The organism is Vibrio sp. ED002 (assembly GCF_023277445.1).
GTDB lineage: Bacteria > Pseudomonadota > Gammaproteobacteria > Enterobacterales > Vibrionaceae > Vibrio > Vibrio jasicida.
On the sequence record NZ_CP080239.1, the window covers coordinates 1231045 to 1249772 of the forward strand.

The 18728-nt window shown below is 45.6% G+C and carries 20 protein-coding genes; 11 read left to right on the forward strand and 9 right to left on the reverse strand.

Going from position 1 to position 18728, the window contains the following annotated elements; genetic code table 11:
- Window positions 1-54 precede the first annotated feature (54 nt).
- The 5 genes from ITG12_RS22125 to ITG12_RS22145 all read right to left on the reverse strand — a co-directional run bounded on the left by ITG12_RS22125 (window position 55) and on the right by ITG12_RS22145 (window position 7020).
- Window positions 55-846: a hypothetical protein gene (locus ITG12_RS22125; RefSeq protein WP_038876727.1), complete on the reverse strand. Its 792-nt coding sequence runs from the start codon at window positions 844-846 to the stop codon at window positions 55-57.
- 631 nt (window positions 847-1477) lie between these two features.
- Window positions 1478-3634: a prolyl oligopeptidase family serine peptidase gene (locus ITG12_RS22130; protein WP_248874010.1), complete on the reverse strand. Its 2157-nt coding sequence runs from the start codon at window positions 3632-3634 to the stop codon at window positions 1478-1480.
- Window positions 3635-3810: 176 nt separating this feature from the next.
- Window positions 3811-5382 carry an ATP-binding cassette domain-containing protein gene (locus ITG12_RS22135; protein WP_248874012.1) on the reverse strand — a complete coding sequence of 524 codons (1572 nt, stop codon included), beginning with the start codon at window positions 5380-5382 and terminating at the stop codon, window positions 3811-3813.
- Window positions 5383-5725: 343 nt separating this feature from the next.
- Window positions 5726-6121, reverse strand: coding sequence for an SAM-dependent methyltransferase (locus ITG12_RS22140; RefSeq protein WP_248874014.1), 396 nt, complete (start codon window positions 6119-6121; stop codon window positions 5726-5728).
- 8 nt (window positions 6122-6129) lie between these two features.
- Window positions 6130-7020 carry a DMT family transporter gene (locus ITG12_RS22145; protein ID WP_248874016.1) on the reverse strand — a complete coding sequence of 297 codons (891 nt, stop codon included), beginning with the start codon at window positions 7018-7020 and terminating at the stop codon, window positions 6130-6132.
- Window positions 7021-7134: 114 nt separating this feature from the next.
- Between ITG12_RS22145 and ITG12_RS22150 the strand changes: the two genes are divergently transcribed.
- From ITG12_RS22150 to ITG12_RS22160, 3 genes are all read left to right on the forward strand, one after another.
- The gene (locus ITG12_RS22150; protein WP_248874018.1) at window positions 7135-7728 is read left to right on the forward strand and encodes a TetR/AcrR family transcriptional regulator; all 594 of its coding nucleotides are present in this window, start codon (window positions 7135-7137) and stop codon (window positions 7726-7728) included.
- A 59-nt stretch (window positions 7729-7787) separates the two neighbouring features.
- Window positions 7788-8039 carry a DUF6482 family protein gene (locus ITG12_RS22155; protein WP_033005935.1) on the forward strand — a complete coding sequence of 84 codons (252 nt, stop codon included), beginning with the start codon at window positions 7788-7790 and terminating at the stop codon, window positions 8037-8039.
- A 154-nt stretch (window positions 8040-8193) separates the two neighbouring features.
- Window positions 8194-8619 carry a universal stress protein gene (locus ITG12_RS22160; protein ID WP_009706243.1) on the forward strand — a complete coding sequence of 142 codons (426 nt, stop codon included), beginning with the start codon at window positions 8194-8196 and terminating at the stop codon, window positions 8617-8619.
- 65 nt (window positions 8620-8684) lie between these two features.
- On the opposite strand, the gene ITG12_RS22165 is transcribed toward ITG12_RS22160, so the two are convergent.
- From ITG12_RS22165 to ITG12_RS22180, 4 genes are all read right to left on the reverse strand, one after another.
- Window positions 8685-8888, reverse strand: coding sequence for a hypothetical protein (locus ITG12_RS22165; RefSeq protein ID WP_248874020.1), 204 nt, complete (start codon window positions 8886-8888; stop codon window positions 8685-8687).
- A complete protein-coding gene (locus ITG12_RS22170; protein ID WP_038874549.1) occupies window positions 8885-10123 on the reverse strand; it encodes an IS256-like element ISVa19 family transposase in 1239 nt (412 codons plus the stop codon). Before ITG12_RS22170 ends, ITG12_RS22165 begins: the two co-directional genes overlap by 4 nt.
- A 274-nt stretch (window positions 10124-10397) precedes the next feature.
- Complete coding sequence (locus tag ITG12_RS22175) at window positions 10398-11150, reverse strand: DeoR/GlpR family DNA-binding transcription regulator (RefSeq protein ID WP_248874022.1); 753 nt, start codon at window positions 11148-11150, stop codon at window positions 10398-10400.
- Window positions 11143-11895, reverse strand: coding sequence for a glycerophosphoryl diester phosphodiesterase (locus ITG12_RS22180; protein ID WP_248874024.1), 753 nt, complete (start codon window positions 11893-11895; stop codon window positions 11143-11145). Before ITG12_RS22180 ends, ITG12_RS22175 begins: the two co-directional genes overlap by 8 nt.
- Before the next feature lie 230 nt (window positions 11896-12125).
- Between ITG12_RS22180 and ugpB the strand changes: the two genes are divergently transcribed.
- The 8 genes from ugpB (at window position 12126) to ITG12_RS27740 (ending at window position 18702) form a co-directional block, all read left to right on the forward strand.
- The gene (ugpB, locus tag ITG12_RS22185) at window positions 12126-13433 is read left to right on the forward strand and encodes a sn-glycerol-3-phosphate ABC transporter substrate-binding protein UgpB (protein ID WP_248874026.1); all 1308 of its coding nucleotides are present in this window, start codon (window positions 12126-12128) and stop codon (window positions 13431-13433) included.
- 127 nt (window positions 13434-13560) lie between these two features.
- Window positions 13561-14442, forward strand: a complete 882-nt coding sequence (ugpA, locus tag ITG12_RS22190) for a sn-glycerol-3-phosphate ABC transporter permease UgpA (protein ID WP_248874028.1) — start codon at window positions 13561-13563, stop codon at window positions 14440-14442.
- Window positions 14442-15290, forward strand: coding sequence for a sn-glycerol-3-phosphate ABC transporter permease UgpE (ugpE, locus tag ITG12_RS22195; protein WP_248874030.1), 849 nt, complete (start codon window positions 14442-14444; stop codon window positions 15288-15290). The genes ugpA and ugpE overlap by 1 nt, the downstream gene beginning before the upstream one ends.
- The gene (locus tag ITG12_RS22200; protein WP_248874032.1) at window positions 15291-16436 is read left to right on the forward strand and encodes a sn-glycerol-3-phosphate import ATP-binding protein UgpC; all 1146 of its coding nucleotides are present in this window, start codon (window positions 15291-15293) and stop codon (window positions 16434-16436) included.
- A complete protein-coding gene (locus ITG12_RS22205) occupies window positions 16429-17253 on the forward strand; it encodes an HAD-IIB family hydrolase (protein WP_038876750.1) in 825 nt (274 codons plus the stop codon). The genes ITG12_RS22200 and ITG12_RS22205 overlap by 8 nt, the downstream gene beginning before the upstream one ends.
- Window positions 17254-18026: 773 nt before the next feature.
- Window positions 18027-18362 (forward strand): hypothetical protein, encoded by a 336-nt coding sequence (locus ITG12_RS22210; protein WP_038865166.1) that lies wholly within the window; start codon window positions 18027-18029, stop codon window positions 18360-18362.
- Between the two features lie 35 nt (window positions 18363-18397).
- The gene (locus ITG12_RS22215) at window positions 18398-18574 is read left to right on the forward strand and encodes a hypothetical protein (RefSeq protein WP_155396650.1); all 177 of its coding nucleotides are present in this window, start codon (window positions 18398-18400) and stop codon (window positions 18572-18574) included.
- Window positions 18574-18702 (forward strand): hypothetical protein, encoded by a 129-nt coding sequence (locus tag ITG12_RS27740; RefSeq protein WP_038865164.1) that lies wholly within the window; start codon window positions 18574-18576, stop codon window positions 18700-18702. Before ITG12_RS22215 ends, ITG12_RS27740 begins: the two co-directional genes overlap by 1 nt.
- Window positions 18703-18728 lie beyond the last annotated feature (26 nt).

The window sequence follows — 18728 nt, forward strand, 5'->3', positions numbered from 1 at the left end:
GACCAAACATCACACAGCAAAAATGCGTAAATTATTTTTATCTTATGAGTCGTATTAGAATTGGTAGTTGTATTCGATACGGTGGTCACCATCGCCAAAGTCTACTTGTTCATTCCAGTTAGCGAAGTAACGAATATTTGAACGCGGTGTTATTTGGTAAGAAATCGCAAATTCATGCGTTAAGATATTATCCTCACCCGCATAATACGTGTCTTTATAATCACTTGAGCCCGACAAGGTGTGCATATACATCGGGTTGTAGTTGATCCAAATTTTGTCGGTAATATCGATTTTCGAGTACATACCAACCACAGTATATGTACCTGGAATCTCGTAGCCGTTGTCTTCACCACTGAAGTCATTGGCAATCGTCACACCTGCACCAGCTAATGGGTATAGCTGGACAACACCAAGCTTCGGTAAGGCCTTGATGAAGCTGTACGACGCATCCAACTTGTCAGCATCCACGTCGTAGTTCACATCAAGCTGACGTCCCAATCCTTTCGCAACTTCAACTTGGAAATTACGCAGGCGGAAGGAATCAATACTGTCATCCAATTTGCTGTACAACGGGTCATCTTCATCTCGAATGCCAAACAGTTCGCCACCAATACCTTTGACTTCGATAACGTTCATCGCCATCGTGCCCGATTGAGACGCTTTATAAGTTTGGCCTATCTTGATGTTTGCCCCTTTGTCCGTAATGCCAAAGCCAGCTTGGGTATAAACCGCAAGAGGATCGGACATATCTTGTAGTTCTTTATCTGTATCTGTCTCAGCAAAAACGGGGGACGCAAACTGGATTGCTGCTGCCATCACGACAACAGACGGTTTCACGATATTCATAGGATTTTATCCATCTTTTATTCAATTAAACGCACGCGTCAACAAACCTGCATAAATCGCGGACGAACTGAATCGAGCCTCGGAAAGTTCGATTTCCAACGCGAATTTACAAATAACAGGTTGTTTAACGCTGCATTTAAATTAAATAGAGGATAACGGTAAGTTCAATCACCTATGGTTATATGAGTTATAACCTAAATTTTGGTTTAGATTTGAAATGAAATTTAGATTAACAATTATCTAAATAGTAGATATCACAACAAACAATGAATAATTAGTTAATATAGATTGAACATGTGAAATAAAATCAAAGAGAAAATAAACGACCAATTGGGAAATGAAACAACCTAGGCGTTTAGCTATATACTTTCACAGCAATTTCACCAATAAATAAATCATGTTGGATTAAACATATATTCTACAACTGTAAAGTATTTTCATTAATAAAATGTTATTTCACCTTGGCGTTCGATACTTCCACTTCTTGGTAATTCTTCAATATCATTTATGTGAACTACGTTGGCATCGCATATTTTTCTGTTCTACCTTAAACAAAAAAACGCAGCCCGAAGACTGCGTTTTAATTCCAATGTGAGTGAGCTTAAGCTCTTCGGTTAATCCGCCCTCTCGCTTACAGCTTTTCAACGCCCATATTGAACAAAGTAAAGCTGTAAACATCAGCAGTTTTCTCAATAACCTTGCTGGTCGGTGTGCCTGCACCGTGACCTGCGTTGGTTTCGATTCGAATCAAAGTTGGGTTTGTACCCGCTTGTTTCGACTGTAGTTCAGCCGCAAATTTGTACGAGTGCGCTGGCACCACGCGGTCATCGTGGTCACCCGTTGTTACCATAGTTGCTGGGTACTTAACGCCGGCTTTGACGTTGTGTACTGGCGAGTAACCTTTGAGGTAATTGAACATCTCTTTACTTTGTTCTGCTGTACCATAGTCATAAGCCCAGCCCGCTCCTGCCGTAAAAGTGTGGTAGCGAAGCATATCCAATACACCCACTGCTGGCAGTGCCACTTTGAACAGCTCAGGGCGCTGCGTCATCACTGCACCAACAAGCAAGCCGCCGTTCGAGCCACCGTTAATCGCAAGCTTGTCTGATGAGGTGTAGTCTTTATCGATAAGGAACTCAGCTCCAGCAATAAAGTCATCAAACGAGTTTTGCTTCTCTAATTTGGTGCCAGCATTGTGCCAGTCTTTGCCGTACTCACCACCGCCACGGATGTTCGCGACAGCGTAGATACCGCCCATTTCCAACCATGCTGCTCGACTCGGACTAAAGTAAGGCGTCAGGCTGATATTGAAACCACCATAACCATACAAGATCGTTGGCGCACTGCCGTCCATCGGCGTGCCTTTTTTGTAGGTAATGATCATTGGAATCTTGGTGCCATCTTTCGACTTGTAGAACACCTGACGAGATTCAAATTTTGCCGGATCGAATGGTGCGTTCGATTTGTGGTAAACCTCGCTGTCACCGTCTTTGATGTCTAGGCGATAGGTCGTGCTTGGCGTCTTGTAGTTGGTGAAAGAGTAGTAGACTTCAGCGTCTTCTTTCTTACCCCAAAAGCCGTAAGCACTGCCGATGTCTGGTAGCTTGATTTCACGAATGAACTTGCCGTCCATATCGTATTGTTTGACCATCGAAAGTGCGTCAACAATGTAGCTTGCGAACAGGTAACCGCCTGCAGTTGATGGGCTAAGCACATTGTCAGTTTCAGGAATTAAATCTTTCCAATTCTTCGGCTCAGGGTTGCTCGCATCCACCGTCACTACACGTTTGTTTGGTGCATCTAAGTTAGTGACCAAATACAGCTTGGTGCCTTTGCTATCAATCACCCAAGTATCAGAATTGGTGTCATCCAAAATGGTTTGCAGCGGACTGTCTGGCTTGGTCAAATCTTTGAAGAACAGCTTATTGCCAGACGTTGAAGTGCTTGCCGAAATAAACAGGTAACGTTGGTCGTCGGAAGTGTAACTACGAACGTATCGGTGCATCTCTGCCTCCGTACCACCGAAGATAAGCTTATCTTCACTCTGCTTAGTGCCTAGCTCGTGGTAGTAAAGCTTGTGTTGGTCGGTTTTTGCCGAAAGCTCGCTGCCTTCTGGCTTATCGTAACTTGAGTAGTAGAAACCTTTGTTGCCTAACCAGTTTACGCCGCTGAACTTAATATCCACTAGCGTCTCACCGACAGGCTTTTTGGTTTCGGCATCAAGTACAATCACTTTGCGCCAGTCGCTACCGCCCTCTGAAATGCTGTAAGCGACTAAAGAACCATCTTTGGTGAAGCTCACATTCGCTAGCGAGGTCGTGCCATCTTCGCTAAAGGTATTTGGATCGAGGAAGACTTCTGGCTTGCCATCATCAAGTTGGCGATAAAGCACATCTTGGTTTTGCAAACCGTCGTTCTTATAGAAATAGGTGTATTCACCTTCTTTGAATGGTCGCCCTAACTTCTCGTAATCCATCAACTGAGTTAAGCGTTCTTCGATCTGGTGACGATAAGGAATTTGCGCCAAGTAATCGAACGTGACTTGGTTCTGCGCTTTCACCCAATCTGCGGTTTCTTTACTGCGGTCGTCTTCTAACCAGCGGTATGGGTCACTAACTTTGGTACCAAAATACTCATCCACCACATCAACTTTCTTTGTCGTTGGGTACTTCACCGCCATTTTGTGTACGTGTTCAACCAATTCCTTTGTTGAGTCTTCGGCATAAGCTCCTGGTAATACGCCCGTCATCGCAAACGCGGTCACCAGTGCTAAAGTTTTCTTTTTCATAGACTTCCTTTTCTGTTTTTGTTTTGTGTAATGCATCAAGCATCTTACCCATATCGAAGTAAGGACTCTAATTGCTTTGAGAAAATTGCTTGGTGAAGGTTTTAAAGTCACCAAAGCCAAACTAGTTGCTTGGCTTCGGTGATCCCCCGCAATGTGGAGTTATAGACAAGAACTTGTTAGCTCAGTTCAATGCTTCGAGACACGCCCGACTCCGCGGCAAAATCTTGGTCGTGACTGATAAGAATAAAGCCGCCTCGATACGCGCTTAGTGCCTGAGCAAGCATGATTTTCGAATCCAAATCGAGGTGATTATCTGGCTCATCCAAGAGCAGCAAAGGCTGCGTTGGTTGATGACTGACGATCAGCATCGCGAGCTTCATTTTCTCGCCGCCACTCAATACGCTGCCCAAACGAAATACACTGTCTCGGCGAAAGCCGATGCCTGCTAGTAATGTTCTGGCATCGCTCTCTTTCATCCCCTCACAATGTTGCATCAGGTTTTCCAACATGGAGAGTTCAGGCTGTATCGCACCAAAGTGTTGGTCGAGATAATAAAGCGGCGTATTGATTTGAAGCTCACCACTTTGCAATGAGAACTCGCCCAAGAGTGTTTTCAGTAAGGTCGATTTACCGCATCCGTTTTTGCCCAACAAATGCAATTTATCATCCGCATGAACTTGCGCAGTGATGGGTTGAGCCGACCCAAATGGCAACACACCTTCTAAAAGCGACACGACTTTTCGCGAGCGACTTTGACTGTCTGCCAAATACAGTTTTTGCCCTTTGATTTGCTCTTTGCGCACTCGCAAGCTTTGCTCTTTCTCTTGCAGGTGCGCTTGGCGAAGTTGCTCATTTTTATTACGACTGGCGGCTCGGGCTGTGGCTTTGTCTTTCATACCATCCAGTAAGATTTTCGGCTGACTGCCATCCTTTCTCAGCTTGTTACCTTGAGCCGCTCTTTGTTCTGCTTTCTCCCGATTGCGCTGAGCTTGCTCTTCCAATTGCTTTTTTTGTTTATCGACAGCAGCTAATTGGCGTTCCACCGCTTGCAGCTCGGTGCGCTTTTGCTCAGCATACACGTCGTAATTACCGCCAAACACTTGCAAACCTAAACCGGATAGCTCCCAGATTTCCTCCATTTCGCGCAGTAACTCTCTGTCATGACTGATGAGCAGAATCGCGCCTGAGAAACTGCGCATCGAATCAATCAACCACTGCTTGGCATGCGTATCAAGATGGTTTGACGGTTCATCAAGGATCAGCAATTCCACTTCGCTGTCGAACAATTGCCACAGTTGCAAACGCGCTAACTGCCCGCCACTCAATTGCGAACAAGGAAAGTCTGGCTGTGGCGGCAAACCCATGGTTTCTAACTGCTTAGCAAGTTGGATGGGCAAATCCCATTGTTCACCCACCACCTCAAACAGCTCCTCAGAACAATCGCCCATCTCGATCTGCTTGAGTGCGCTTAGCACTTTGTCCTTTCCTAAAAATTGGGCAATCGAAAGCTCTCCCCCCAACAAGTAAGATGGTTGCTGGCGATACACCGCAAAGGACCTTGGTAAGGTTACTGTACCGCTAGTTGAGGTTTGCTCACCGCTGAGTATCGATGCAAACACCGATTTTCCGACACCGTTACGTCCGACTAACCCAACACGACGTTTGGTCATTGAACATGAGATTTGCTGAAAAAGCGTTTCGCCGTTACCAAATTGATGACTGATATTGTAAGCCTGTAAGACTGGCATAATTTGCCTCCTGTATAACAGGGACAACAGCCGTAGCTTGAGATAAATCTAGAGATGAGATCGATGCAAATACACGCGCCCATAGAAGCGCTTCAAACAGAAAAATGGTAACTGCAAAGAAATATCGGAAAGTGAGCTACGCCTACTAACCCTGTAAATCCAAAAAAATAAAATGAGAGTTGGATGACAGGTTTAGTTGCTCATGTTGGCGTAATCTCCTAGAGAAGTGATGAGCAAAGTCTAAAGGTTTTGTTGTATAAAAAGCAAGCGACTTCTGTCACAAGCCGCTTTCAGACCGAGAGCTCGTTTGGGTGCCCTAGCTTACAAGGGCACAAACCTAGGACTATGCTTCAAAGTAAATTGCAGGTTTGATATCAACCAAAGGCGTGCCATCTAAGCAGTCCAACCCACGCACTTTAATTACTCCCTCGTCGATAGACTCAATCGGTATTACCGCCGCGCCAATAGGGTTTGGTCTGTGCGGAGAACGTAACGCAAATGTGCCCTTCTTCCCTTGCAGCATTTCAGGTTGGCGGTTCGCACCAGCAAGCCAATACAGAACCAGTATTTTCTGCTCGACTTCAAGCCCTACGAGCCCTTGGTAATACCGAGATTTAAGTTGAATTTCACACACAGGTCCATCTTGTGGCTGAATGTTATTTGGGCACTGAGAAACATCAGTATATGGCGTGCGAATTTGCCCAATAAACTCAAGTTGTGGGGTTTGAATTGTGTTCATATCAACCTCTATTTTTGTTCTGACTTCATCGCTGAAAAAGCGTAAATGGAAATGGTGACCAAGATGATTGAGCCACCAAGAATGCTTGCCATTGCAGGGATTTCATCAAAGAAGAGTAATGCCCAAAGTGGTGCTAGCACGGTTTCAATCATCAGAATCATGCCAACTTCAGGTGCCGTGATGTAACGAGTCGCAACTTGTGAAAGCACACGCCCAAACGGCGCAGTAAATAGCCCCATCAAGCCCATAATCAGCCAAGTATTCGCGCTGTAAGTTGAAGGCGTTGCCCAAAACAGCATTGCCATCGCTAAAAACAGTCCACCAAAACCAACACTTGCCATGCGGCTTACGTGTTGATGCTTACGCAGTTGCACCTGGTTGAGCGACAAACACACCACGGCAAACACTGCTAAACCATCGCCAATCCAGTTACCCGATTTAAAAGAGCCAGAGACCACAATCGCAATACCTACCATCACAGCAACAATCGCAACCCACGTCGAACGCTGGGTCACTTCACCCAAAAACCACCAGCTGAACAATGCTGCCAAAGCTGGTGCTGCGCTCAGAATCACAAAGGTATTCGCAACCGTGGTGAGCTTAATGCTCATCACCAAACCAGCAGCACTGCCGAGCATCAATAAGCCAGACAACAATAAATACCAGCCGCTCTCTTTCACCGCTCGAACCAGACCGCGCTCATCGCGAAGTTGGATAAATATTGGCATCGAAATCGCGGTAAACAAGCCAAATAGAAATGCGGTATCCACACCACTCACGCCCGAGAAGCGAATAAAAATTGGGTCTAGGCTCATCAGCAGTGCACCAACCAAGGTGATCATCACCCCGGCAAAGCGTGCGCCTTTGGCGTTTAGGTTATTCATTAATGCCGTCGTCATCGTCTTTCTCCTCAAGAAACAAATCATACTCATAAGTATGATTTTCTAATTTCGGAGTTGTGTCAACAAAAATCATACCATATAGTATGATTATCAAATCAAGAGAATCTGAGCATGAGCAAGATCGAGCAAAACCGAGAGAAGAAACGCCGAGCTATTTTGGAAGCCGCGAAAGAGAACTTTTTGTCCGAGGGATATGTGTTAGCAAACATGGATAAAATTTCCGCCCAAGCAGGCATGACAAAGCAAACCGTGTATCGCTACTTCCCATCTAAAGCAGTGCTATTTGAAGCAACATTGCGCCAGATAGGTGAAAACATGGATGGTGGCTTCATTACTCACCTACAAAAGAATGATCTGCGAGAAGCGCTGAACTCATTTGGTGAACACTTTGTTTCTTTCCACCTTTCTGATGAGCACTTGGCGACCTTCCGCTTGTTGATTGCAGAAAGCGCCAAAGCGCCTGAGATCACGACGATCTTCCGCGAAGTCGGTCCGGACGATACCGATGCCAAGCTCACTCAGTTCTTCCAAGATCGTTTCGATATCAAGGAGCCGGAAACACAGATTCGCCTCTGGACAGGCATGCTGCTGTCGATTCGCTCTGGCGTTTTAATGGGAATGGAAAAACCAACGCAAGCAGAGTTAACGGAGCACGTGCAAGAAGTGACTGAGTTTTTGTTGGCAGCAATCGAGCATCAGAAGTGAACTAAAATTCATCGCTCGCCGTAATAGCCAAAGAGTGAAAACACCAATGGGAAACGGCTATGAATCTTTTGATTGAATCGGTCGAGGGTGGTATCTACCTCGCTTACAATGTGGAAAACCATACAAAATCACTGATATTGAACGAGCACAAAAGTCCGCTCAAATTTGCCAGCCTTTGCGAGGCAAGAGACCACTTTCGAGGAGAAGGATACTCCTCTGCAAAACTGGTTCACCTCAACGCATCCGATGAGATGTGTGGAGAAAGAATACGCTGTGACATGCCATTAGAGATTGAATTGAGCTGGTATTAGTACCGGCTCTTTTTCGTCCTCCCCTCTGCTTCTTCTAGCTCTTAGGCTAGTGATAATTTGCCAAAACTTTGAGCGATTTCGGGATCTTATCAACACATTTTTTGTTAAAGGCGTACTATGCTATTGGTAGTGTATTCCACAAGAGGGCGTGGTTATGAAATACAAACATATCCTAGTCGCACTGGAACTGTCTGATGAGAGTACTGTGTTGATTGACCGAGCGGTATCTATGGCGAGTTATCTCGGTGCCGAGATTTCTTTTATTCATATCGATGGTACTCATGGCGAAATTTATCGTGAGCTTGTCGATATCAAAGCAAACCCAGACCAAAGACCGTTGAATGAACATTCAATGGAGTGCTTGAAGTCCTTTAGCGATTACATGGAGCAGCCATTGAAGCACTTCTTCGTTGGCACGGGTGACTTGGCGGATAAACTGGAAGTGACCATCAAAGAGCAAGAAGTTGATCTGCTTATTTGTGGCCACCATCAAGACTTCTGGAGCAAGATCATTTCTTACTCAAGACATCTGATCAACAAGTCTCCGGTAGATATTCTGGTTGTGCCGATTCACGACTAGTTTGAATGAAGGATCTAAAAAGCCGCCAACGATGGGCGGCTTTTTTGTGTTTCTTGTTGGCTCAATTAAGGCTCTATTTCACCAATCGAATACAGCACCAACTCTTCTAGGTTGTTCCCTTCCCCTAACGAGTGAATGTCTTCCCCTTCTTGCTTCAGCTCATTATTCAGCTTGAGCGCTTTCTCTTGCTTCACCCCAATAATGGTTGGCATTTCAGAGGTAGAGACGCCAAAACGAGCTATTGTCAAATGTGGTGTATGGAAGATCATGCAGTAGCTTGTTGATGAGTCTCCATTTCTTTCACTCCATTGATGAAGCGAACATCTTTCACAACATCCGCTAGGAGTGCAAAACCTCGTAGACGACGCCACTTCGTCTCTGCACTGCGCATTAACTTGTAGGCCATCATCAACGTAGTCTTTCTGTTTCCACAGTTCTTCGTCTTGTTCGTGCGTAAACGTACTGTGGCGAACATCGATTCTATTGGGTTGGTTGTCCTGATATGAACCCAGTGCTCTGCTGGGTAATCGTAGAACGCCAGCATTTCAGCTTTATCTTTCACCAAGCAGTCGGTTGCCTTTGGATACTTGGCTTCGAAGCGCTTCTGGAAGGTTGAGAAGGCGTGATAAGCATCATCTCTAGTCTCTGCCATCCAGATATCTTGCAGTGCTTCCTTCATTCGTGGTTGTACGCTTTTGGGCACCTTGTTAAGCACATTCGCCGTCTTATGTACCCAGCATCGTTGCTGAGTCGTTTGAGGCCAGCACTTAGCAACCGCTTTCCAGAAGCCAAGCGCGCCATCTCCGATGGCGAGCTTCGGTGCTAACTGTAATCCCTGCGCTCGTAGCTGCTCAATGAGTTCCGTCCAACTTGCTTCTGACTCTCTATGACCATCCAGAACGCCAAGGACTTCTTTGCGTCCAGTGTCATCGACACCAATGATGACGAGTAAGCAGAGCTTATCGTCCATCCTAACGTGACAGTAAACACCGTCAGCCCAAATGTAAACATAGCGGCGCCTACCGAGGTCACGCTTACGCCACTGTTCGTACTCCGCATACCAGCGCTCTTTGAGGCGACAGATGCTGTTGGCTGACAGGCCTTTCGCATCCTTACCAAGCAGAGACTCCAGAGCAGGCAGCATATCGCCCGTAGATATTCCCTTGAGATAGAGTAACGGGAGCAGTGTTGCAACGCTCTTTGTTCGCTTGAGATACGGTGGTATCAAGTTGCTATTAAATTTGACGCCATGCCCTGAGCGATCTCTTACCTTAGGAATTTGCACTTCGACATCACCGACACCGGTTTGCAAGGTTCGCTCAGGTAAGAAACCGTTGCGAACGATAGCTTGCTTGCCGTCAACCATAACATTCTGGTGTTGTGCAAGTAACTGTTGAAGCTCAGCTTCAACAGCTTGTGCAATCAAATCTCTAGCCCCTTGACGTATCAGTTCAGTAAGTGGGTCTTGTGGTGTATTCAGTGAAACAACAGTATTATCAGTCATGCGGTGTACCTTTCTGTTAATCGTTCTGGGGAGAACTGCATCAACAGATTACACCGCAACTTCCTTTCTCTTCCATACACCAGAAATCAGCATAGCTCCGCCAAAACGTGTCGCAACAAGCAAGTTTCTTACTTTGGTTTTATCCGATTCAAACATGACAGGACCTCTTTATTTTCAATCATCTAAGCATAGCGAATCGCGATGAAAAAGCATCACGCTGGTCGAATCAATAACGGATTTTCCTACGAGTTAGACAAGGATGGTAAGTAAAAGCTTAGTTACTGAAAACGCGGTCGAAATAATTGAGTGGCGCCACCTTAGTATTGGCTCTTCGCTGCCATTTACTCTTGTTCACCACTAGCCACTTTTGTTCGGAGTTGGCTAAAATTGCTTGGCTAACCTTGGCTTCTCTCAATTCATGTTCCATCGCAAACAACTGAGTATCAACTTCTGTGCGACCAAAATTGACCATCTCTGAATGAGGCTGCGCGATTTCGGTGATACCTGCACAGCCAATAATTCCGATGTCTGCGGAAAACTGGCCGTAAAACTGCTCTGCCGAACCATCCACCACGTCGCGATCGTTAGTACGAATACGACCACCCGGAATCCAAGTTTCGATGTTCTCAAAGTGAGAAAGAATATGCGCCGCTTCGAAGTTATTGGTCACCACACGTAACTCACTGTGATTAGCTAGACGTTCGGCAACCAAAGTAATCGTAGTACCAATACCTAGAAACAGTGTCGTTCCGTTTGGGATAGCTTTGACTACTTCATCGGCGATTATCTGCTTTTCCTGTTGATTGGTGACTTGGCGGGAGGCATAACTGCGATTGCTCAAAGTGGCGGGCAATCCGACACCACCATGATGGCGTCGGGTGAGTCCGAGTCGACAAAGTTCATTGATGTCGCGACGAATGGTTTGTGTTGTGACTTCGAAACGTTGGGCAAGTTCTTCTATCGAGCAATATTCTTGCTGATGAACCAGTTCAATGATGCTTTGTTGACGGACGTTTAAATTATTCATTCAGTGCGAGTTCTCGTATGGCTGAAGGCACTTTTACTTTATAACGTTGAGGCGTATCTGTAATCATCATATCCACGCCCCAATGCCAATGTGCTTCAACTAATTGAGGAAAGTTTGGTGTATAACAGAAGAGTTGATAACCATACTGCTTGATCTTATGAGCTTGCAATTCGGTCAGGAAGCGGTAATCACAATGCATACTGTATGCATCGATGTGTTGTAGCACGACAGCGGAATCATCTGGAATCTCTTGCCATAGCTGCCCTCTTCTTACTTCTGGCAGGTAGTTTTTCATCGCCATTAAAGCTTCTGTGTTAAAACTAGAGAACAGAATCGCGTCTGCTTCTACACCCAAGTGCTCGATCACCTGCGCAACCTTTTCACACAACAGGTCGATTTCGTCACCGGAGTAGACCTTCAATTCAATATTAAGCTTCACACCCGCTCTTGAAGTGAGATCAAGCGTTTCTTCTAAGCTCGGGATAGGTTCGCCTGCGAAGTCATCACCGAACCATAAGCCTGCGTCGAGCGATCTCAGCTCGTCCCAAGTCAGATCTTTGACTTTGCCTCGACCATTCGTGCAGCGGTTGACCGTTTTGTCATGGATGACAACAGGAATGTTGTCCGCACTAAGCTGTACGTCGATTTCAATCCATTCGCAACCAAACTCAATGGCGCGTTGTATTGCCGATAACGTGTTTTCTGGAGCCAAACTGGATAAGCCGCGGTGTGCTGTTATTTTCATTTTTTATTCCGTCTTTTTCATTTGTTTTCAAATGAACTATCTCAACCCTCAATGACGCTTTGATTACAAAATGGTGATGAAAACAATGTTCAAATAAGTTCATTTTTTTGTAACTAGAACGTCATTTGGGTCATTTAATGTTCATTTGAATTTTTTGGAGCGGATTCATAATCAAAATGAACATTCGCAAGGAAACACCTGTTCAAATCATCCAATGAAAAGGAATCATTATGGCTATTAAACACCTCGCCGGACTTGCAGTTGCAGCGGCATTCATTAGCACGCAAGCACAAGCAAAAACAGAGGTTGAGTGGTGGCACGCGATGGGCGGCGCACTAGGTAACAAGGTTAATGAAATTGCGGCAGACTTTAACGCAAGCCAATCAGAATACGAGATCAAACCGGTTTACAAAGGCAGCTACGCAGAAACCATGACCAGTGCTATCGCGGCGTTCCGAGCAAAAGAACAGCCAGCGATTGTACAAGTATTCGAAGTGGGTACGGCGACCATGATGGGCGCAGACAAAGCGATTTATCCTGTTTATCAATTGATGGAAGACACCAAAGAGTCGTTCAACTCTGATGATTACCTTGCAGCCGTAACGGGTTACTACACCACAAACGAAGGCAACATGCTTTCCCTGCCATTTAATAGCTCTACGCCAGTGCTTTACTACAACAAAGACATGTTCGCAAAAGCAGGCGTAGCAAACCCACCAAAGACATGGAAAGAGATGGAAGAAGTTTCTCGTAAGCTGCTGGCATCCGGTGCGAAGTGTGGTTTCAGCACAACGTGGCAATCATGGACGCAAATCGAAAACTTTGGTGCGCGTAACAATGTTCCTGTTGCCAATAACAACAACGGCTTTGCTGGCTTAGACACCGAGTTTAAGTTCAATGATTCGGCGTTTGTTCGTCACATTAACCAAATGGGCAAATGGTCGAAAGAAGGCATCTTCAAATATGGCGGTCGCCAATCTGATGGTATGCCACTGTTCTACACCCAAGAGTGTGCGATGACTATGGGCTCGTCAGCAGGTCTGGCTGGCATTAAAGAGAACATGAAAGACGTTGATATCGGCGTAGCGCAACTGCCTTATGATTCAGAGATCGTCGCGAAGCCACAAAACACCATCATCGGCGGTGCATCACTTTGGGTACTTCGTGGTCATTCAAGCGAGGAATACAAAGGCGTGGCGAAGTTCTTCTCTTACCTTTCTAGTGCAGAAGTCCAAGCAGATTGGCACCAGTTCACAGGTTACCTACCAATCACTAAAGCGGCTTACGAGCTAACGAAAGAACAAGGCTTCTACGCTAAGAACCCTGGCACTGATACAGCGGTTCTACAAATGACGTCAACCGAGCCGACAGAAAACTCGAAAGGCATTCGCTTTGGTAACTTCCTGCAAACACGCGACATCATCAATGAAGAGCTAGAAGCAGTGTGGGCAGGCAAAGCAACGGCACAAGCTGCGCTAAACAATGCAGTTCGTCGTGGTGACGAGCAGCTACGTCGCTTTGAGCGCACACAGAAGTAACGAACATTTATAACGAACAATGATGCGCTGAGTCTTATTCGAATAACCGCTCAGATACGCACTCTCCCCGCCCATCTTGGGTGGGGAATTCGTTCACACACCTTGCCTGTTTTACTTTGGTATTTGTATGTCCTCACCTGTTGTTTTTAAACACAAATGGCTTCCGGTTGCGCTGATCGCACCTCAGTTGGTGATCACCTTGGTGTTCTTCATCTGGCCGGCAGGACAAGCCATTTTCCAATCTTCTCAACTTGAAGATGCTTTCGGCATGAGCCGTGAGTTTGTGGGCTTGGAGAACTTTGAAAAGCTCATCCATGATCCCCTTTACCTAGATTCGTTAATGACCACGCTGCAATTTAGCATCAGCGTTGCGGTGCTCGCGTTGGTCAGCGCACTCGTTCTTTCCGCTTTCGCCGAACAGATCATCCGTGGCGCAACCATGTATCGCACCTTCTTGATTTGGCCTTATGCGGTCGCTCCGGTTGTTGCGGGTTCACTATGGCTATTTTTATTCGATCCAACCATCGGTGTGATGACCGAATTGTTGAACCTGTTTGGCGTAGACTGGAATCCAACGCTCAATGGCACTCATGCGATGTGGATGGTGATCATCACCTCGACGTGGAAGCAAATCAGCTACAACTTCCTGTTCTTCTTAGCAGCACTTCAATCCGTGCCGAAGTCTTTGCACGAAGCCGCGGCCATTGATGGTAGCGGTCCGATCAAACGCTTTATCACCATTAGCTTCCCGCTGATTTCACCAACCAGCTTTTTCTTGTTGGTCGTGAATTTTGTTTATGCGTTCTTTGATACGTTTGCCATCATCCACGCGATGACACAAGGCGGCCCGAGCAACAGCACATCGACCTTGGTTTACAAAGTCTATAACGATGGCTTTATCGGGCTGGATTTAGGTTCATCGGCCGCACAGTCCGTGCTCCTGATGATCTTGGTTGCGTCCCTGACTGTGATTCAATTTAAGTATGTTGAGAAGAAGGTGGCGTACTGATGGTAGAAAGAAGACCGTTTTTTAATCTGTTTTGCCATGTCATTTTGATTCTTGGCATCATTTCGATTGCGCTTCCGGTTTGGATTGCAATCGTAGCCGCTACCCATGAAAACAGCGCATTCGCTACTGGCACTCCACTTTGGTTTGGAGATTTGGGTTTTAGTGTATTTACTGACTTGTTGAGTAACGACACTCAGTACAACAACAATACTTTGCCGATTGGCAGCATGCTGCTGAACTCTTTCATTATGGCGATGTGCATTACCATCGGTAAGTTGAGCATTTCCATCATGTCAGCGTATGCAGTGGTGTTCTTCCGTTTTCCGGGGCGAATGCTGGCGTTCTGGATGATTTTCTTCACGCTGATGTTACCCGTAGAAGTTCGCATCATGCCGACGTTTGAGGTGATTACGAACCTCAACATGCTCAACTCATTTTACGGCTTAACCATTCCGCTGATTGCCAGTGCGACCGCTACTTTCTTGTTCCGTCAGTTCTTTTTAACGGTACCGAATGAGTTAGTGGAAGCAGCACGCATTGATGGCGCAGGACCAATCAAGTTCTTCTTCGATATCTTGTTGCCTCTGTCGCGTACCAACATCGCCGCACTGTTCGTCATCACTTTCATTTACGGCTGGAACCAATATCTATGGCCACTGCTGATCACCACTGACGTGCAGTACTACACCATCGTGATGGGCATTAAACAGATGCTTGGAGTAGTTGATGGTGTTGTGGAATGGAACAAAATTATGGCCACCACCATTATCGCCATGTTGCCACCCGTGATTGTGGTAATTGCAATGCAAAAAGCCTTTGTTAAAGGTCTGGTAGATTCGGAGAAATAAATGTCCACGTTAACTCTTTCTAATATCGCTAAATGTTATCCGAACGGCTATCAGGCGATCCAAAAACTCAATCTTGATATCTGCGACGGTGAAATGGTCGTATTGGTTGGCCCAAGTGGCTGTGGTAAATCCACCTTACTTCGCATGATTGCGGGTCTAGAAGAAATCAGCTCTGGTGAGCTCAAGATCGACACCACAGTCGTCAACGATCTCGAACCGGGTGAACGCGACATTGCTATGGTATTCCAGAACTACGCCTTGTACCCACACATGACGGTGTACAACAACATGGCTTATGGTCTGCGCAACCGCAAAACACCAAAAGCGGAAATCGAGCGATTAGTTCACGAAGCAGCAAAGATGCTGGAGTTGGATCATCTACTCGACCGAAAACCGGGGCAATTATCTGGCGGGCAACGTCAGCGTGTCGCGATGGGGCGTGCAATTGTACGTGAACCAAAGGTGTTCTTGTTTGATGAGCCTCTATCTAACTTAGACGCCAAATTGCGTGTTCAAATGCGTTTGGAAATTAAGAAGCTGCAACGTCGCCTCGGAACTACATCGGTCTACGTTACCCACGACCAAGTAGAAGCCATGACTCTCGCGGACAAACTCGTGGTGCTCAACAAAGGCAATGTAGAACAAGTGGGTACACCGCTAGAGATATACGACAACCCTGCTTCTCTGTTTGTCGCGACCTTTATTGGTTCACCATCCATGAACATCTTGGATGGCAATGTTAGTGTCGACGGCATTACTATCGGTAACGCACTGCTCCCTGCATCCACAACAAACTTAAATCTAGGTGAAGTAAAACTGGGGCTTCGCCCGGAGCATTTACAAATCAGCCAAGATAACCCATGGTTGCAGGTAGAGGTCGAATTGATTGAATCGCTCGGTGCTGACTTGTTGCTCTACTGCCGCACAGAAGGCGGTGATTCACAAAAGCTGGTTGTTCGAGTTGAGGGACATACGCCGATTCAAATCGGGGACAAACTCGGTTTAGATATCAAACCCAAGCACCTTCACTTATTTAATGCCAATACCGAAAAGCGCATTGATTGCTCACTCAAAGCGGCATTATCAACGCCAGTTAAAAGTACGATAGATGACAAACAGACACAACGAGGAGTGGTGAATGCCTAGTCCACTATCAGAGCTCAATACAGAGTATCTGAGAAACATTGAATGGTTGTTGACCGACGTAGACGACACATTAACTTGGCAAGGAAAGCTGCCGCCAGACACTTTAATTGCGCTCGCAGAGCTAGAGCGCGTGGGTGTAAAAGTGGTCGCTGTAACAGGCGCATGCGCTGGTTGGTGTGACCAAATGGCAAAGATGTGGCCGCTGCATGGGATCATAGGTGAAAACGGCGCTTTTTGGATGAGAAAAGACGCCGCAGGATTCAGAACTACCTTTGCGCGCCCAGCGGAAGTGATGCGCAAAGAGCAACGCACATTGCAAGAAACTATAAAGGGCATTTTGACGGAGTATTCTGAAGTTGAGTTAAGCCAAGATCAGAGCTTTCGGTTCTGCGATGTAGCGGTCAACATTGCCCAAGATCGTTCCCCTGTCGCGGCTTCAATTACGATGGAGATCCTCAACCGTATTTTGCATCTTAACGTAGAATCTAACCCAGTCAACGCGACCCTAAGCTCCATTCATATCAATGCTTGGATAGGAAGCCACAGCAAACGAAGCAGCAGCGAAGCCTACATTAAGCAATTTAATCAGGGGACGTTACCCAATTTGAATCGAGTGACGTACGTAGGAGATTCATTAAATGATGAAGGGATGTTTGAATGGTTACCCGTGACTTTCGGCGTAAAGAATATTCGCCCGTTATTAGATAGCTTAACGCATCAGCCGAAATATCTTACTTCTGAATACGGTGGGTTTGGTTTTGCACAACTCGCGAGCCTGATTGTACAAGCAAAAAATGGCAGCAACACTAACGAATAAACCGCTTGTGGTGTCGTACTATGAATAAGAAGGCGTTGATGTCTCTTTGGTAAACAAACCATGGATAAATTGGCGCTCTTCTTCGCTAAGTTCTACCGCTCCTTCCTATCTATTTGCATTTTTAATCAGCCTATCAATTTCATTTAATTGCGATAACGTTAAGTTATTTAGGTGGCGCTTCAAGGTTCTAAACTGCTGTTGTTCCATAACTCTTTTCTTATCGTTTTCCAAAAAAGACACTCAATCCGGATATCATCCATGGAGGGGGGAAATACCACGGATTGAGTGAAAGAAGGAGTAAAGACTGCGGCGGATTGCATGAGAAAATCAAAATTCCCAATCTTATATAACTACTCCAACGAGAAAAATAATATCGCTTTTTGATGTATTTATAATTAGCAGTTATGAACTTTCTTCACCACAAGTGCTTAAAAAACACCCACGAAGAAACGCACCTCAAGCCCTTGGTAGACTTAGCATTTATCCATATTAAATGCTCCGCGATGCTCAGAATGGAAAAGTCCGCAACAAAAATTGCTTGTGGTTCTCACTAATTATTTTTGTTTGTCGCATCCAAGAGCAGCCCATATTATCCGCAACACAAGGGATGACATTCCTTTCGCTCTTTAACAATCAGATGCTGCATACCGATTAATCCCAATCTTTATATGTGAAAGTACACCTTTAATTTCCCATTTTTTGCTTTTACAACCACTGAGCAGAACATCTCAAGCTGTGTTCTGCATAACAGTCTATTCATGTAGGAATTTATCGTGGATAAATATCAAGCTGCATACGCTAAGCGTCTAGAAAAACTAAAGGGCAATCGCTCACCAAAAGCTATTGCTCGCATTTCGGCGTGGGATGCATTTTTTAACAAAGAATATGAGATGCAAGATCTTGAATCTCAAATGGCAGACTCTGCGCGTCAACGCTACGAGCAATCTGATGTAAAAAATGAAATCAGCTTTAGTTCATTCAAACGCGCATTCTATAAAGAGTCGATCGTGATTTACGATTTGACCGATGGTGCATCAATTCAAAAAGTATTTACACCACTACTTGTGCTGGCAACAGCGTGGGTTCTGTTCGTGTGCTTTAACCAATAATTGAGCATCCAAGATCAATAAACGATAGAAACGCAATGGGCAGAGTGGTTGTCACTTTGCCTCCAACAGTTGAGAGTTTAGGGATGAAAGGAAGAAATATTGCAGCATTTGCCATTGTTATGGCAGCACTAGCATTCGGTTATGGTTTTAAAACTTATCAAGAAGCAAATGGGGTGATGTACCCTACCTTCAAAAAGGAGTTTAGCCTCTAATGCCTAAAATTACGCTTCTCTTACTCGCAACAACTGTTGGAATCGGTATTACCGGTTCTGCATTCTGTGTTGGCGTGACGTACGCATTTACACAACTGCCAATCGAACAAATTCTATCGAGCTTATAAAAAAGTAGAGCACTTCGGTGCTCTAC

Coding starts and splice junctions, on each gene's coding strand:
- ITG12_RS22125 (WP_038876727.1), bottom strand. CDS start 846: ATGAATATCGTGAAACCGTCTGTTGTCGTGATGGCAGCAGCAATCCAG.
- ITG12_RS22130 (WP_248874010.1), bottom strand. CDS start 3,634: ATGAAAAAGAAAACTTTAGCACTGGTGACCGCGTTTGCGATGACGGGC.
- ITG12_RS22135 (WP_248874012.1), bottom strand. CDS start 5,382: ATGCCAGTCTTACAGGCTTACAATATCAGTCATCAATTTGGTAACGGC.
- ITG12_RS22140 (WP_248874014.1), bottom strand. CDS start 6,121: ATGAACACAATTCAAACCCCACAACTTGAGTTTATTGGGCAAATTCGC.
- ITG12_RS22145 (WP_248874016.1), bottom strand. CDS start 7,020: ATGACGACGGCATTAATGAATAACCTAAACGCCAAAGGCGCACGCTTT.
- ITG12_RS22150 (WP_248874018.1), top strand. CDS start 7,135: ATGAGCAAGATCGAGCAAAACCGAGAGAAGAAACGCCGAGCTATTTTG.
- ITG12_RS22155 (WP_033005935.1), top strand. CDS start 7,788: ATGAATCTTTTGATTGAATCGGTCGAGGGTGGTATCTACCTCGCTTAC.
- ITG12_RS22160 (WP_009706243.1), top strand. CDS start 8,194: ATGAAATACAAACATATCCTAGTCGCACTGGAACTGTCTGATGAGAGT.
- ITG12_RS22165 (WP_248874020.1), bottom strand. CDS start 8,888: ATGATCTTCCATACACCACATTTGACAATAGCTCGTTTTGGCGTCTCT.
- ITG12_RS22170 (WP_038874549.1), bottom strand. CDS start 10,123: ATGACTGATAATACTGTTGTTTCACTGAATACACCACAAGACCCACTT.
- ITG12_RS22175 (WP_248874022.1), bottom strand. CDS start 11,150: ATGAATAATTTAAACGTCCGTCAACAAAGCATCATTGAACTGGTTCAT.
- ITG12_RS22180 (WP_248874024.1), bottom strand. CDS start 11,895: ATGAAAATAACAGCACACCGCGGCTTATCCAGTTTGGCTCCAGAAAAC.
- ugpB (WP_248874026.1), top strand. CDS start 12,126: ATGGCTATTAAACACCTCGCCGGACTTGCAGTTGCAGCGGCATTCATT.
- ugpA (WP_248874028.1), top strand. CDS start 13,561: ATGTCCTCACCTGTTGTTTTTAAACACAAATGGCTTCCGGTTGCGCTG.
- ugpE (WP_248874030.1), top strand. CDS start 14,442: ATGGTAGAAAGAAGACCGTTTTTTAATCTGTTTTGCCATGTCATTTTG.
- ITG12_RS22200 (WP_248874032.1), top strand. CDS start 15,291: ATGTCCACGTTAACTCTTTCTAATATCGCTAAATGTTATCCGAACGGC.
- ITG12_RS22205 (WP_038876750.1), top strand. CDS start 16,429: ATGCCTAGTCCACTATCAGAGCTCAATACAGAGTATCTGAGAAACATT.
- ITG12_RS22215 (WP_155396650.1), top strand. CDS start 18,398: ATGGGCAGAGTGGTTGTCACTTTGCCTCCAACAGTTGAGAGTTTAGGG.
- ITG12_RS27740 (WP_038865164.1), top strand. CDS start 18,574: ATGCCTAAAATTACGCTTCTCTTACTCGCAACAACTGTTGGAATCGGT.